At 72.0% G+C, this 13,313-nt stretch carries 13 protein-coding genes and 1 pseudogene; 7 read left to right on the top strand and 7 right to left on the bottom strand.

Annotated features, from left to right (window positions below):
- The first annotated feature begins 5 nt into the window (after nt 1–5).
- The 4 genes from ACFWPQ_RS27240 to ACFWPQ_RS27225 all read left to right on the top strand — a co-directional run bounded on the left by ACFWPQ_RS27240 (nt 6) and on the right by ACFWPQ_RS27225 (nt 4,599).
- Nucleotides 6–1,331 (top strand): NtaA/DmoA family FMN-dependent monooxygenase, encoded by a 1,326-nt coding sequence (locus ACFWPQ_RS27240; protein WP_384040326.1) that lies wholly within the window; start codon nt 6–8, stop codon nt 1,329–1,331.
- 1 nt (nt 1,332) lies between these two features.
- Nucleotides 1,333–2,742 carry an MFS transporter gene (locus ACFWPQ_RS27235; RefSeq protein WP_384039975.1) on the top strand — a complete coding sequence of 470 codons (1,410 nt, stop codon included), beginning with the start codon at nt 1,333–1,335 and terminating at the stop codon, nt 2,740–2,742.
- The gene (locus ACFWPQ_RS27230; protein ID WP_384039972.1) at nt 2,742–3,260 is read left to right on the top strand and encodes a flavin reductase family protein; all 519 of its coding nucleotides are present in this window, start codon (nt 2,742–2,744) and stop codon (nt 3,258–3,260) included. The genes ACFWPQ_RS27235 and ACFWPQ_RS27230 overlap by 1 nt, the downstream gene beginning before the upstream one ends.
- Nucleotides 3,261–3,570: 310 nt before the next feature.
- Nucleotides 3,571–4,599 carry a sulfotransferase gene (locus tag ACFWPQ_RS27225; protein WP_384039969.1) on the top strand — a complete coding sequence of 343 codons (1,029 nt, stop codon included), beginning with the start codon at nt 3,571–3,573 and terminating at the stop codon, nt 4,597–4,599.
- Here the strand turns inward: ACFWPQ_RS27225 and ACFWPQ_RS27220 are convergent.
- From ACFWPQ_RS27220 to ACFWPQ_RS27205, 4 genes are all read right to left on the bottom strand, one after another.
- A complete protein-coding gene (locus ACFWPQ_RS27220; RefSeq protein WP_384039966.1) occupies nt 4,596–4,979 on the bottom strand; it encodes an NUDIX domain-containing protein in 384 nt (127 codons plus the stop codon). The two genes, ACFWPQ_RS27225 and ACFWPQ_RS27220, sit on opposite strands and share 4 nt — an antisense overlap.
- Nucleotides 4,980–5,069: 90 nt before the next feature.
- Complete coding sequence (locus ACFWPQ_RS27215) at nt 5,070–5,702, bottom strand: DUF1345 domain-containing protein (RefSeq protein ID WP_384039963.1); 633 nt, start codon at nt 5,700–5,702, stop codon at nt 5,070–5,072.
- Between the two features lie 84 nt (nt 5,703–5,786).
- A complete protein-coding gene (locus ACFWPQ_RS27210) occupies nt 5,787–6,182 on the bottom strand; it encodes a MazG-like family protein (protein WP_384039960.1) in 396 nt (131 codons plus the stop codon).
- Nucleotides 6,183–6,213: 31 nt separating this feature from the next.
- A complete protein-coding gene (locus ACFWPQ_RS27205) occupies nt 6,214–6,759 on the bottom strand; it encodes a DoxX family protein (protein ID WP_384040323.1) in 546 nt (181 codons plus the stop codon).
- A 122-nt stretch (nt 6,760–6,881) separates the two neighbouring features.
- Between ACFWPQ_RS27205 and ACFWPQ_RS27200 the strand changes: the two genes are divergently transcribed.
- Together ACFWPQ_RS27200 and ACFWPQ_RS27195 are read left to right on the top strand one after the other, a co-directional pair.
- On the top strand, nt 6,882–7,208 hold the full coding sequence (locus tag ACFWPQ_RS27200) for a nuclear transport factor 2 family protein (protein ID WP_384039957.1): 327 nt from the start codon (nt 6,882–6,884) through the stop codon (nt 7,206–7,208).
- Nucleotides 7,209–7,307: 99 nt separating this feature from the next.
- The gene (locus ACFWPQ_RS27195) at nt 7,308–8,294 is read left to right on the top strand and encodes an aldo/keto reductase (protein ID WP_384039953.1); all 987 of its coding nucleotides are present in this window, start codon (nt 7,308–7,310) and stop codon (nt 8,292–8,294) included.
- A gap of 181 nt (nt 8,295–8,475) precedes the next feature.
- Here ACFWPQ_RS27195 and ACFWPQ_RS27190 read toward each other — a convergent pair.
- Both ACFWPQ_RS27190 and ACFWPQ_RS27185 read right to left on the bottom strand, forming a co-directional pair.
- A pseudogene (locus ACFWPQ_RS27190) lies at nt 8,476–9,162 on the bottom strand (ABC transporter ATP-binding protein); the annotation flags it as partial.
- Nucleotides 9,163–9,253: 91 nt separating this feature from the next.
- Nucleotides 9,254–10,726, bottom strand: coding sequence for an ABC transporter permease (locus tag ACFWPQ_RS27185; RefSeq protein ID WP_384039950.1), 1,473 nt, complete (start codon nt 10,724–10,726; stop codon nt 9,254–9,256).
- Nucleotides 10,727–10,926: 200 nt separating this feature from the next.
- Between ACFWPQ_RS27185 and ACFWPQ_RS27180 the strand changes: the two genes are divergently transcribed.
- Nucleotides 10,927–12,183, top strand: a complete 1,257-nt coding sequence (locus ACFWPQ_RS27180; protein WP_384039947.1) for a D-alanyl-D-alanine carboxypeptidase family protein — start codon at nt 10,927–10,929, stop codon at nt 12,181–12,183.
- Between the two features lie 247 nt (nt 12,184–12,430).
- Here ACFWPQ_RS27180 and ACFWPQ_RS27175 read toward each other — a convergent pair whose 3' ends face one another.
- Nucleotides 12,431–13,189, bottom strand: coding sequence for an SDR family oxidoreductase (locus ACFWPQ_RS27175; protein WP_384039944.1), 759 nt, complete (start codon nt 13,187–13,189; stop codon nt 12,431–12,433).
- Nucleotides 13,190–13,313: the final 124 nt, after the last annotated feature.

Below are 13,313 nucleotides of genomic sequence, written 5' to 3'. Positions count from 1 at the left end.
CCGGCATGCACATCGGCTTCGACCTCTCCTTCACCCACACCGAGGGCGCCTGGGCCCGGCCCGGCTCCTGGGTCGGCACGGACTTCCCCGACGTTCGCCTGTACATGGAACTGGCCAGGACCGCCGAACGCGCGGGCGTCGGCCTGCTCTTCTTCGGCGACGGCAGCGGCGTCCCCAGCACCTGGCGCGGCAGCATCGCACCGGCCGTGGAGTGGGGCATCCAGTGGCCGCGCCACGACATGTCCCCGGTGATCGCGGCGATGTCCACGGTCACCGAACGCATCGGCTTCGGCCTGACCTACTCCTCCACCTTCATGCACCCGTTCTACGTCGCCCGGCTGCTGAACTCCCTCGACCACGTCACCGGCGGCCGTATCGCCTTCAACGTCGTCGCCTCCACCCGTGGCGCGGACGCGGCGAACTACGGCTTCGGCGAGCTGATGGACCACGACCTGCGCTACGAGCGGATGGAGGAGTTCGTCGCGGTCTGCCGGGCGCTGTGGGACTCCGTCGCCCCCGACGCGATCGTCCGCGACCGGGCCACCGGCCGCTTCGCCGACCCGGCCAAGGTGCACCCGATCGACCACCGGGGCCGCTTCTTCACGGTCAAGGGCCCGCTCGCCTCCGTGCCCGGCCCCCAGCACCATCCGCTGATCGTGCAGGCGGGCAACTCGCCCCGCGGCATCGCCGCCTCCGCCCGCTTCGCCGACCTGGTCTTCGGCTTCGGCGGCAGCCTCGCCGCCCAGCAACGGCACCGCAAACTGCTCGACGAGGCACTCCTCGCCGAGCGCCGCGACCCGGCCGGCGTCGGCATCCTGTGGGCCACCCAGGTCATCGTCGGCCGTACGACGGCGGAGGCACGGGCCCGCCGCGACGCGGCACTCTCGTTCTGGAACGAGGAGACCGTCGCCACCCACCTCTCCCACAACATGGGCTACGACCTGGCCACGCTCCCGGAGTCGTTCCGCCTCGGCGAGCTGCGGGACGCGGTCGTCGCGGCCAACGCCAGCCCGGCCGGTCTCGTCGGCTCGCTCGTCGCGGAGTTCGGCGCCGAGCACACGATGAGCCGGGCGGAGTTCCTCGCGCACGGCCGCAGCAGGGCCACCGGCCTCGACCACGGCATCGTCGGGGATCCCGGCACCGTAGCCGACGCCCTGGAGGAGAACTTCGCGGCGACCGGCTCGCGCGGCGGCTACATGTTCTCCAGCCCGCTGGCCATGCCCTCCGGCTTCGCCGACATCGCCGAACTGCTCCTCCCCGAGCTGCGCCGCCGCGGCAGCCTCGCCCCGGCCTACCCCGGCACCACGCTGCGCGAGAACCTGGCGGTGTGAGATGACCGCAGGGAGCGAGCGGCGCGACTGGCTCGCCCTCGCCGGCATCTGCGCGGGCTTCTTCATGCTGCTGCTGGACAGTACCGTCACCTCGGTCGCCCTGCCCGCGCTGATCAGCGGCCTGCACACCACCGAGACCCTCGCGATCTGGGTCAACAGCGGCTACCTCATCGCCTGTGCCGTCCCCCTGATCGTCGCGGGCCGGCTGGGCGACCGCCACGGCCACCGGCGCGTCCTCCTCCTCGGCCTCGCGGCCTTCACGCTCGGCTCGCTGCTGTGCGCGCTCGCCCCCACCGCCGGGGCCCTCATCGCCTGGCGGGTCCTCCAGGGCATCGGCGCCGCGCTGATGACCCCGCAGTGCCTCACCCTCATCAGGGCCCTGTTCCGGCCGCCCCGCCTCGCCGTCGCGCTCGGCGTGTGGGGTGCGGTCGGCGGGGCCGCGGTGGCCGCCGGCCCGCTGCTCGGCGGCCTGCTCGTCGCCGCCGGCGGCTGGCCCGCGGTGTTCTGGGTCGACGTGCCCGTGGGCATCGCGACGATGGCGGCCGTGACCGTGTTCGTCCCCGCCCTGCCCCGGCAGGGGGCCGTCATCCCCGTCTGGGCGGTCTGCGCGAACGCGGCCGGTGCCGGGGCGCTCGTCCTCGGCGTGCAGGGCACCGACGCGGCCCGCGCCGACGTGTGGGGCGTCCCGCGCTGGCTTCTCGCCGTCCTCGGCGCACTGCTCGTCACGGCCGTGGTCCGGCTCCAACGCCGTTCAGGACGGCGGGCGTTGGTCCCCGTCACCATCCTGCGCAGCCGGGGCTTCGTCACCGCGGCCTGGGGCGCCGCCGCGGCCTCCTTCTGCTCCGGCTCGGCGATGATCCCGCTGATGCTCTACCTCCAGCGGGAGCGCGGGCTCGCCCCCGGTACGGCGGCGCTCACCCTCGTACCGATGGGCGTGGTGTGCGTGCTCGGCGCCCCGCTCTCGGCCCGCCTCAACAACGGGATCGGCCCCCGTGCCGTGGCCGTCACCGGCTCCTCGGCCCTCGTCCTCTCCGTCGGCGCCTCGGCGGCACTGGTCGCGACGGACGCGCCGATCCCCGTCCTGACCGCCGCCTTCGCGGTGTACGGGGTGGCCAACTCGTTCGTCTGGTCGCCCTTCTCCATCGCCGCCGTGACCACGGTCGCCCCGGACGAGGTCGGAGCGGCCTCGGGAACCTTCAACGCCGTGAAACAACTCGGCGCGGTCCTGGGCAGCGCGGTCTGCGCCGTCCTGCTGACCGGGTTCGGCTACGCCACCACCCTCGCGGCGCTCGCCGCCGTCGGCCTGCTCACCCTCCTCGCCGCCACCCTCCTCCGAACCGACCAGCACCCCGGGGCGGGACCTCTTGGGACGAACACCGCCACCCCGCAACTACCCACAGGAGTCGCCTGATGAAGACCGACCCCACGATGACGACCCCGGCGGGCTTCACCTCGGACCCCGGCGACATACAGGGGGCCTTCTCCGCGTTCCCGTCCGGCGTCGCCGCCCTCTCCGCACGCGTCCACGGCGAACCGACCGTCATGGTCGTCTCGTCGTTCGCCGTCGGCGTCTCCCACCGTCCGCCCATGGTCTCCTTCGCCGTCCAGCACACCTCGACCACCTGGCCGACACTCGCGGACGCCCGGACCATCGGCGTCTCCGTCCTCGGCGAGGACCACAGCGGCAAGGCCCGCCAGCTCGCCTCCCGCAGCAAGGCGGGCCGCCTCGTCGGCCTCGGCACACTGGAGACGGCGTCGGGCGCCGTCTTCCTGGAGGGCGCCCCGGTCTGGCTGGAGTGCACCGTCGAGCACACCTACCCGGCCGGCGACCACGACATCATCGTGCTGCGCGTCCTCGCCCTGATGACGGACGACGACCGGAGCCCGGTGGTGTGGCACCGGCGGGAACTGAAGATGCTGGCGGGGTGAGATGTGCGACGAGCGGCCGGGAAGGTCCCCTTCTCCGGCTCTCCCACGAAGTGCCGGTGGTGGACCGTACGCTCGTCGCCATGGGGGACGAACAGCAGGCAGGACCGGACGAGGAACCGGGCGAGCCCCGCCGTCCTGGGCCGCGGCGAACCGGCCACCCGCACCACCGGCTCGGCCCACGGCATGGGGGAGCGCCCGCCGGCCGGTGGACGCCGGCGGTACCGACGCCGTAACGGCCGGACTGGCAGAGTGGGACGGCACACACGGTGAACGGGTCCCCGGGGACCGGCGGACCATGCGGAGGGTGACCATGCGTTCCTTGACCTTCGTCATCGGTACGGGACGCAGCGGCTCGACCGCGCTGTCGCGCATCCTCAACGTCCACCCGGACGTACTGAGCCTCAACGAGTTCATGGCCTCGGTGGGCGACGCCGCCTTTCCGGAAGGGAGGGTGACCGGCGCGCAGTTCTGGCAGACGCTCGTCCAGCCCGCCCCGCACTTCGAGCGGATGATCCGCAGCGGTCTGCCGCTGCCGGAGTTCCTCTACACCCGCCGCCCCGGCAGATACACGGCCAAGACCACAGGTATCCCCGCGCTCTCCCTGATGGTGCTGCCCCACCTCTCGGACGAGCCGGACGGCCTTCTCGACGAAGTGGGCGCAGCGGTGGCCCGGTGGCCCGAGCGGACCGCCGCCGAGCATCACCGGGCACTGTTCGACCTGCTGTGCGCGCGGTTCGGACGGACCGCCGTCGTGGAGCGGTCCGGCTATTCGACCGGCTGGGCGCCGGGGCTGCGGGCCGCGTTCCCGTATGCGAGGTTCGTGCACATGTTCCGGGACGGACCGGACTGCGCCCTGTCCATGAGCCGCCATCCCGGTTACCGCACGATCTCCCTGCTGCGCGAGATCAAGGCACGCGCCGGTATCGACAGCTTCGCCGAGCTGACCGAGGAGCACGTGCGCGCCCTGCCCGCGGACCTGGCTCCGCTGCTCGGTGAACGCTTCGATCCCGCCCTCGTACGCGACCGGGACATCCCCCTGCGGACGTTCGGCACCCTGTGGTCCGAACTCGTCACCGAAGGCACTCGGTTCCTTGCCCGGCTGCCCGCCGACCGGCGCAGCACGCTCTCCTACGAGAACCTGCTCGACCGTCCTGCCGAAGAGCTGACGCGCCTGGCCGAGTTCATCGGCGTCGCCCCACTGCCGCACTGGCTGCACACCGCGTCCGCGCTGCTCGACCACAGCCGACGCGGTTCCGCCCGCAGACTGCCGGTGACCGAACTCGCCGAACTGAGCGAGAGCTGCGCGCCGGGCACCCGCGTTCTGGAGGCGGTCCGCTAGACGGGTGTATGGCCCTTCAGGTAGACACGTACGGGTTCAGGGAGCCCGGCGTCGAGGGCCTCTGGGATCGGGGTCCAGCGGAGTTGTTCCGGGGGGAGCCGTGTCTCCGTGTCGGACGGGGTCTCGGTCAGCAGCTGGCACACCACGAACGAGCGTGGGTCCGACGGATCCGTACCCGCCGGTCCCAGCGGCGTTGAGCCGTCGACGAGACGGCCGGTGAGTTCGTACACCACGCGCGCCGCGGCGGCCGTCGCCGATTCGGCTGGTTCAGGAGCACCGGAGGGCAGTTCCCAGCGGTTCCGCGCGTTCACCATCAGCAGGCGTCCGTCGTACACGACGACCGCGTCCACCATGTTCCCGGCGGTCTGCTCCGACGCCATGGCCCACCCGTCCCTTCCCGCTTCGGCCGACGGCCCGGTCGGCCGCGTCAGCCCGATCCATCCTTTCCTGCCCGGACCCGCCCGACACCGTCAGCCGGTGACGATTCCCACGACGAGGTTGATGGCGGTGGCGAGGATGCCGGTGCCGAAGACGTAGGAGAGCAGTGTGTGCCGGAGTACGATCGCGCGGATCGTCGAGCTCGAGACGTCGGTGTCGGAGACCTGATAGGTCATGCCGAGGTTGTAACTGAAGTAGAAGAAGTCCCGGTACGCCGGCGGGGCGTTCGAGTTGAAGTCGATGCCGTCCGCGGACTCGTAGTACACGTAGGCGTAGCGGGCGGCGTACATCAGGTGCAGCGCGGCCCAGGCCGTGAAGACGCCGCACAGGGCGGTCGCGGCCGCGGCATGGCCGGGGTCGGGCTTGCCGCGCACGAGCAGCAGCACGATGGCGGCGAGTCCGCACAGCGCCGCCGCGACCACCACGAGTTCGTCGGTCACGGGCCGGAAGTCCTCGCGCCGCGCATTGCGGTGGGTGGCGGTGGCATCCATCGGCCACAGCACCGCCCAGCCCGCCACGACGAAGCAGAGTTCCGTGGTGGCGATCGCGGCCAGCGCCCCCAGTGCTCCGTCGACAGCCACCGCGACGGCCGTGCCGACCACGGCTCCGGCGATCGCCGCGCCGGTGAGGCGGGGCACCGCATCCAGCGGCAACGGGATCTTCATGCGTCGTCACGGTAGTCCCGCCGGTGTGTCCACGCCTCCTCTCGCGCTACGGCAGCCGCGAGTCGCCGGGGCCGGCGAGGATGGTCAGAGTGTCCTGTCGATGCGGCGGGGTGTGGATCCGTCCGGAAGGGGAGTCGGCGTCGGTGAACCCAGCGACCGCGCCGTCACCCTCGCCAGATGCCCCTCGAACACCCCCGCCGCGTCCGGCGTCAGCGTCCGCAGCGCCACCAGTGCCGTGATCACGACGTCACACAGCTCCCCCTGTACGTCCTCCCAGGTGTGGGTGACGCCCTTGCGGGGGTTCTGGCCGGTCGCCCCGATCACCGCCTGGGCGACCTCGCCGACCTCCTCCGTGAGTTTGAGCATGCGCAGGACGAGGCCGGTGTCGCCGCCGTGCGCACGGTTGGCGTCCAGCCAGGTCCAGAGGTCGTCGATGGCGGCCCACAGGTCGGCCGTGGGCGGTGTCCGCTGTCCCGTCATGGCCCGTAGCCTGCCCCACCCGCACAGACGGCTACCCCTCGAACAGCGTCCCCTGCTCGCCCTCCTCCGCCCGCCGCACCCGCCGGTTCCGCGCGCCGATCACCACGGCCGTCACCGCCGCCGTCACACCCAGCGCCGCCGGGACCATCCAGCCCCGGTCGAAGACATGCCCGAACGCGTGGTCCAGGGAGAGCCGGCCGGGCCCCGCGACGGCCAGACCCGAGGCGGTCAGGCCCAGGGTCGCCGCGTACTCGTACCCGCCCCCCTGGGCGAAGAAGCCGTTCGGCATGTGCAGGGCGGTCGCGCCCGCCATCGCCCCGGCCGCCGCGGCCCCCGCCGCCGGGGTCGCCAGGCCCAGCGCCAGCAACGTCCCGCCGCCCGCCTCCGCCAGCCCCGCCGCCAGCGCGCTCTGCCTTCCCGGCACGTACCCGACCGACTCCATGAACCGGCCCGTGCCCTCGATCCCGCCCCCGCCGAACCAGCCGAACAGCTTCTGTGCGCCGTGCGCCGCCAGCACCCCGCCGGTGCCCAGCCGGAGCAGCAGCAGGCCCACGTCACGTCGGTCGTAGCAGGTCACGGGTGCTCCCATCGGCGGCAGCGGATCACGGGTCTCCACCGTCGCACCCGGGACACCCGGTCGGCCCGTCCTCGCCGCCGTTCGGGTGGCGGGCCGCCGGGACCGATGTGACGCTGACTGACATGACGATCAAGACAGCCAAGCTCCGCGACCCCGCCGTCCGGGCCTTCGTCACCGCCGTCAACGCCAGCGACCGGGACAGCTTCCGCAGGATCCTCACCGACGACGCGACGATGGCCGACGACGGCTCCGACCGGAACCTCGACGACTGGATCGACCGGGAGATCTTCTCCTCCAACGGCCACCTGGACGTCGACAACGAGTCCAACGGCGGCCGCTCCCTGCTCGCCCACTACCGCAACGACACCTGGGGCGAGATGGTCACCCGCTGGGACTTCACGGTCGAGGACGACGGCCGCATCTCCCGCTTCGAGACCGGGCAGGCGTAGCGCGAGGGCAGCGCAAGGGCAGCGCAAGGGCAGCGCGAGGGCAGCGGGCCCGGTAAGTGCCTTGCCTTGGTGTGCACTTCAACTCCTAGCGTCTCGGGCATGGAAACCGACAGCACCACCAGGACCCTGGGACGTTCCGGCATCCGAGTCAGCGCGCTCGGCTTCGGCTGCTGGGCCATCGGAGGCGAGTGGCAGGACGCCACCGGGCAGCCGCTCGGCTGGGGCAAGGTCGACGACGAGGAGTCCGTACGGGCGGTCCACCGCGCCCTCGACCTCGGCGTGACGTTCTTCGACACCGCCGACACCTATGGCGCCGGCCACAGCGAGCGCGTCCTCGGCCGGGCCCTCGGCAAGCGGCGCGACGACGTGGTCGTCGCCACCAAGTGGGGCAACGTCTTCGACGAGGGGAGCCGTACGCTCACCGGCAGCGACGACTCCCCGGCCCACGTCCGCCGCGCCCTCACCGCCTCCCTGCGGCGCCTCGGCACCGACCACGTGGACCTCTACCAGTTCCACCTCTCCGACGCCGACCCGGTCCGTGCCGCCGAACTCCGGGACGTCTGCGAGGAGTTGGTCACCGAGGGGCTGATCCGGGCCTACGGCTGGAGCACCGACGACCCCGCTCGTGCCGCCGTCTTCGCCGAGGGACCGCACTGCACGGCCGTGCAGCACACCCTCAACGTGCTCCAGGACGCTCCGCAACTCATCGCGCTGGCCGAGGAGTCGGGGCTCGCCGCCGTCAACCGCAGCCCGCTCGCCATGGGGCTGCTCGGCGGGCGGCGGGCGGGTGCCGCCGAGGGCGACATCCGCAGCAGGCCGCCGGCCTGGCTGCCCGGGTTCGGGGACGGCGACGGCGCCGACCCCGCGTGGGTCGAGCGGATCGAGGCCCTGCGCGAGATCCTCACCAGCGGCGGGCGGACCCTCGCCCAGGGTGCCCTCGGCTGGATCTGGGCCCGCAGTCCGCGTACGGTCCCGATCTCGGGCTTCCGGTCCGTCGCCCAGGCCGAGCAGAACGCCGGCGCGATCGCGAAGGGGCCGCTCACCGCCGAGCAGATGGCCGAGATCGACCGTCTCCTCGGGCGGTGAGCGGCCCCGGCCGCCCACTGATCGCGGTCAGCAGCCCTGACCGTAGCTCTGACCGCGGTCAGTAGCCCTGGCCGCCCCCGTACTGCTGCTGCACGTACGGCTGCTGGTCGTAGCCCTGCTGCGGACCGCCGTACGCCGCCGCCTGCTGCCGGCCGTCACCGGCCGCCGCCTGCTGCGCGTACCGCTGTCCGCCGCCCTGCTCGGTGAGGGTGATCTGGCCGGCCTTGATGGTGGCCAGACGCGGGGCACGGCGCGCGATGGAGGAGTCGTGGGTGACCATGATGAAGGTCAGACCGTACTCGTGCCACAGGCCCTCCAGCAGGGCCATGATGTCGTCGCGGGTGCCCTCGTCGAGGTTGCCGGTCGGCTCGTCGGCGAGCAGTACCTTCGGCTTCTTCACCAGCGCGCGGGCGATCGCGACGCGCTGCTGCTGGCCGCCGGACAGCTCGGAGGGGGCGTGCGTGAGGCGCTCGCCCAGGCCCACCGAGCGCAGGGCCTCCGCCGCCCGCTCGCGACGGTCCGCCGGCTTGATGCCGAGCGGGACGAGGGCCGTCTCGACGTTCTCCTGGGCGGTGAGCGTCGGGATGAGGTTGAACGACTGGAAGATGATGCCGATCTTCTCGGCGCGCAGCCGGGTCAGCTTGGTCTCGCTGATCCGGGCGAGGTCGACGCCGTCCAGTTCGACGCTGCCCTCGGTCGGGCGGTCCAGGCCGCCGATCATCTGGAGCAGGGTCGACTTGCCGCCGCCGGTCGGGCCCTGGATGACGAGCTGGTCGCCGTCCTCGATGGTCAGGTCGACGCCGCGCAGCGCCTCGACCGTCTCCTTGCCCCGCGTGTAGCGCTTGGTGACTCCGGTGAGTCTGTACATGGGTTCTCCACTGGGTGCTGTAAGGGGTGGGGGCGCCGCCTCCCGGGGGGAGTGGAAGCGGCGCCCCGGCTTGGAGGGAGGGGCGGGGGAGTTACGCGACGCTGCGCAGGGCGTCGGCCGGGCGCATCCGGGAGGCGCGCCAGCCGCCCATCGCGCCGGCGATCAGACCGCCGGTGACCGCGAGGCCGACCGCGAGGGCGATGGTGGTCAGGGAGACGGGCGCGGACAGCGCGATCTCCAGGGTGTTCTGGGAGGCCTGCTGGCCGGGGCCGCCGCCACCGCCCGGGCCGCCGGCACCGCCGCCGGTGCTGCCCAGCTGGGCGGTGAGCTTCGGGCTGATCGCGGTGACCGCGTAGGCCGCGCCGACGCCGAGGGCGATGCCGAGGGCGCCGCCGATCAGGCCGTTGACCATGGACTCGCCGACGACCTGCCGGGTCACGTTGCGCGAGGGCCAGCCGAGCGCCTTCAGGGTGCCGAACTCACGCACCCGGCGGGACACCGCGGACGAGGTCAGCAGGGCCGCCACCAGGAAGGCCGCCGCGAGGACCGCGATGGACAGCCACTTGCCGACGCTGGTCGCCAGGCTGGAGGCGGTGGAGAGGGAGCCGGAGACGGTGGACGCCAGGTCGGCGGAGGTGGTGACCGTCGTACCGGAGATGTTGGCGGTGATCGCCTTCTTCACGGCGGTGATCTGCTTGGAGTCGGTCGCCTTGACGTAGATCGTGGTGACCTGGTTCTTGGCGTCGCCGAGGGTCTGGGCGACCTTCAGCGGGACGAACACGTCGGTGTCGGACTCGCTGCTGTCCGGGGTCGCGATGCCGATGACCGTGAACTTGGTGCTGGAGATCTTGAAGGTCGAGCCGACCTTGTACTTCTTCTCCTTGGCGTACGACTTGCTGACCACCGCGACCTTCGAGCTGGTCTGCGCGGAGGTGAAGGTCTTGCCCGAGGTGACCTTCATGGTGGAGAGGGGGCCGAGGCCCTGGTGGGCCACGTCGACGCCGACCACGGAGTAGCTGTTGACGTTGAAGTTGGCGCCGCCGCCCTGGACCTGCGGCGCACCGCCCGAGCTGCTGCTGCTGCCGCTGCCGCCCGGCTGGCCCTGGCCGCTGCTGCTACTGCTGCTGCCGCTGGTGGAGGACTTCGCCTTGCCCTGGGTGAAGGAGCCGTCGACCTTGGTGACGTTCAGGGAGAGCGCTCCGACCGCGCTCTCCACGCCCGTCTGGTCGGCGACCTTGGTGACCAGGGAGGACTTCAGGGCCTGACCGCCCTGAGTCTGCACCCGGTCCGAACTCTGCGTGGAGCTGCTGCTGGACTTGGCGTCGAACTTGAAGTTCGGGCCGCCGGAGCTGCCCGAGGTCGGCGCGGTACGGGCCTTGGTGACCGTCATGTCGGTACCGAGGCCGTAGAGCGACTTGAGGACCTTGTCCTGCGCCTGAGTCATGCCGGCCGACACCGAGTTGACCGTGATGACCAGCGCGATACCGAGCGCCAGACCCAGAGCGATGACCAGGGCCGCCTTCTTTCTGCGGCCAAGCTCGCGCTTGAGATAGATGCCAAACATCCCGTTCCTCGAAGGTTCTTGGCGCCCGCTGTGGACGCGAGCTCAAGCTAGGGAGAAACCTTTGAGCAGCCCTGGGTAAAACATGTGTCAGAGCTGAGAAACGGCGAGGTCTTAGCAAACTTTCATAAGACAGCAAATTCCTGGGCGGGCGAGGGGGTACTGCCAGGTAGCTCCTGTGGCCTGCGGTGTACGGTCCCGGGATGCGCGATTCCTCTCGGCTGACCCGGCGTGCCGCCCTCGGACTGACGGCCGCTGCTCTTCCCCTGTCCGCGGCGGCCTCCGCCTCGGCCGCCACCGCTTCGGCCACCGCTTCGGCCACCGCTTCGGCCACTGCTTCGGCCGCCGCCACGGCTGCCGTCGTCATAGGCGGCGAGCGGCTGGCCCGCGGCGGCATACAGGTGCGCGGCGCCACCGGCCTGCCCAAGAAGATCACCGCCCGCGCCTGGCTGCTCGCCGACTGCGACAGCGGAGAGGTGCTCGCCTCGTACAACGCGCACCGGCGGCTGGCGCCCGCCTCCACCCTGAAGATGCTGTTCGCGGACACCGTGCTGAAGAAGTTCGAGCGGACCGAGCGCTACAAGGTCAAGGACTCCGACATCTCCGACGTCCCGGCCGGCTCCAGCCTGGTCGGCATCAAGCCCGGCCTCACCTACACCGTCGAGCAGCTGTGGCAGGGCGTCTTCCTGCGCTCCGGCAACGACGCCGTGCACGTGCTCTCCCACATGAACGGCGGGATCGCGAGGACCGTCGCCGAGATGCAGGCGAAGGCGGCCGACCTGCAGGCCCTCGACACCCATGTGGTCAGCCCCGACGGCTTCGACCACAAGGGCCAGCTGTCGTCGGCGTACGACCTGACCCTCTTCGCCCGGCACGGGCTGAAGGACGACGACTTCCGCGGCTACTGCGGTACGCGGACCGCGAACTTCCCGGCGGGCGGCAAGAAGACCTTCCAGATCCAGAACACCGACCGCCTGCTCACCGGAGCCTGGGGGCTCGACGTCTACAAGGGCCTGTTCGGCGTGAAGAACGGCTACACCAGTCACGCCGGCAACACCTTCACCGGCGGTGCCACCCGGGGCGGGCGCACTCTCCTGGTCACCGTGATGCACCCGGACCCCGGCACCAACGCCGTGTACGAGCAGACCGCCGCGCTGCTCGACTGGGGCTTCGGGAAGGGGAGTTCGGCGCAGTCGGTGGGCCTGCTGGTGGATCCGCTGAGCGAGGGCGGGGCGAGCGCGAGTCCGTCGCCGTCGAAGGGCAAGGGGGCCGCGGGGGCGGCCGGTTCGGAGGCTGCGGCCGGTTCCGGGTCCTCCGGGCCGTCGCCGTGGCCGCTCGCGGGGGGTGCGGCCGGAGCGTTCGCGCTGCTGGGCGCGGGGACGTGGGCGCTGCGTCGGCGGCGGCGGCGGGCGACTGGTGCGGCGGCCGGTCCCGACTCGGGTGACACGCCGGCCGGCTGACGTCACGCGGCAGCCGCCCCACCCACCGGTGCGTACCCGCGGTCCCTCGCGGGTCCACCCCCACCCCGGTCCGGTGGAACGGCTGCCGCCTCCCCCCTCGGTGTGGCCGGCGGTCTGCGGAATGCCAGAGCCCCAACTGTGAAGTTCTGGTGGAGGAGAGTCGAGCATAGGCCCGTTACCGGGCGCAATACCGCGGAAGTCTGAATTCCGGTTGTGCAGGTTGTGGATTGTCCGACTGAACGGCGGTTCAGCCCCGGCCCACGTACGGCATCGCCGTCGCCAGCACCGTCGCGAACTGCACGTTCGCCGCCAACGGCAGCTCCGCCATGTGCCGCACGGTCCGCGCCACGTCGGCCACGTCCATCACGGGTTCCGGGGCGATCTCCCCGTTCGCCTGCAACGCGCCGGTCTGCATCCGGGCCGTCATGTCCGTCGCCGCGTTGCCGATGTCGATCTGCCCGACCGCGATCCCGTACGGCCGCCCGTCGAGGGACAGCGACTTGGTCAGTCCCGTGAGCGCGTGTTTGGTCGCGGTGTAGGCGACGGAGTGCGGGCGGGGCGTGTGCGCCGAGACGGATCCGTTGTTGATGATCCGCCCGCCCTGCGGCTCCTGCTCCTTCATCTGCCGGAACGCCGCCTGCGCGCACAGGAACGCCCCGTTGAGGTTGGTGTCCACGACGTGCCGCCACGCCTCGTACGGCAGGTCCTCCACGGCCACCCCGCCGGGCCCGGACGTCCCCGCGTTGTTGAACAGCAGGTCCACCCGTCCGAACCGGTCCACGGCCGCCGCGAACAGCGCGGTCACGTCGTCGGGTTGTGAGACGTCGGTCCGTACGGCGACCGAGGCGCCCTCGGGCACCAGCGCGGCCGTCTCCTCCAGCGCCGCCGGGCGCCGGCCGGCCAGCGCCACCGACCAGCCGGCCCGCAGCAGTTCCACGGCCACGGCCCGGCCGATACCGGAGCCGGCGCCGGTGACCACGGCGGTCTTTGGTTGTTTGGTGTTCATGGGGTCGCAGCGTAGGCGCTCCGCTGGGGAGGGCCGCGTTGCGTCGTTGGTCGGGTGCGGCGCCGTTGGGGCTGGTCGCGCAGTTCCCCGCGCCCCTGACGGGGCGCTTCACTTCGGGGCGCTT

The organism is Streptomyces sp. NPDC058464 (genome assembly GCF_042721035.1).
Taxonomy (GTDB): Bacteria; Actinomycetota; Actinomycetes; order Streptomycetales; family Streptomycetaceae; genus Streptomyces.
This window is presented reverse-complemented; position numbering and strand designations above follow the sequence as displayed.

Coding starts and splice junctions, on each gene's coding strand:
- ACFWPQ_RS27240 (WP_384040326.1), top strand. CDS start 6: ATGCACATCGGCTTCGACCTCTCCTTCACCCACACCGAGGGCGCCTGG.
- ACFWPQ_RS27235 (WP_384039975.1), top strand. CDS start 1,333: ATGACCGCAGGGAGCGAGCGGCGCGACTGGCTCGCCCTCGCCGGCATC.
- ACFWPQ_RS27230 (WP_384039972.1), top strand. CDS start 2,742: ATGAAGACCGACCCCACGATGACGACCCCGGCGGGCTTCACCTCGGAC.
- ACFWPQ_RS27225 (WP_384039969.1), top strand. CDS start 3,571: ATGCGTTCCTTGACCTTCGTCATCGGTACGGGACGCAGCGGCTCGACC.
- ACFWPQ_RS27220 (WP_384039966.1), bottom strand. CDS start 4,979: ATGGCGTCGGAGCAGACCGCCGGGAACATGGTGGACGCGGTCGTCGTG.
- ACFWPQ_RS27215 (WP_384039963.1), bottom strand. CDS start 5,702: ATGAAGATCCCGTTGCCGCTGGATGCGGTGCCCCGCCTCACCGGCGCG.
- ACFWPQ_RS27210 (WP_384039960.1), bottom strand. CDS start 6,182: ATGACGGGACAGCGGACACCGCCCACGGCCGACCTGTGGGCCGCCATC.
- ACFWPQ_RS27200 (WP_384039957.1), top strand. CDS start 6,882: ATGACGATCAAGACAGCCAAGCTCCGCGACCCCGCCGTCCGGGCCTTC.
- ACFWPQ_RS27195 (WP_384039953.1), top strand. CDS start 7,308: ATGGAAACCGACAGCACCACCAGGACCCTGGGACGTTCCGGCATCCGA.
- ACFWPQ_RS27185 (WP_384039950.1), bottom strand. CDS start 10,726: ATGTTTGGCATCTATCTCAAGCGCGAGCTTGGCCGCAGAAAGAAGGCG.
- ACFWPQ_RS27180 (WP_384039947.1), top strand. CDS start 10,927: ATGCGCGATTCCTCTCGGCTGACCCGGCGTGCCGCCCTCGGACTGACG.
- ACFWPQ_RS27175 (WP_384039944.1), bottom strand. CDS start 13,189: ATGAACACCAAACAACCAAAGACCGCCGTGGTCACCGGCGCCGGCTCC.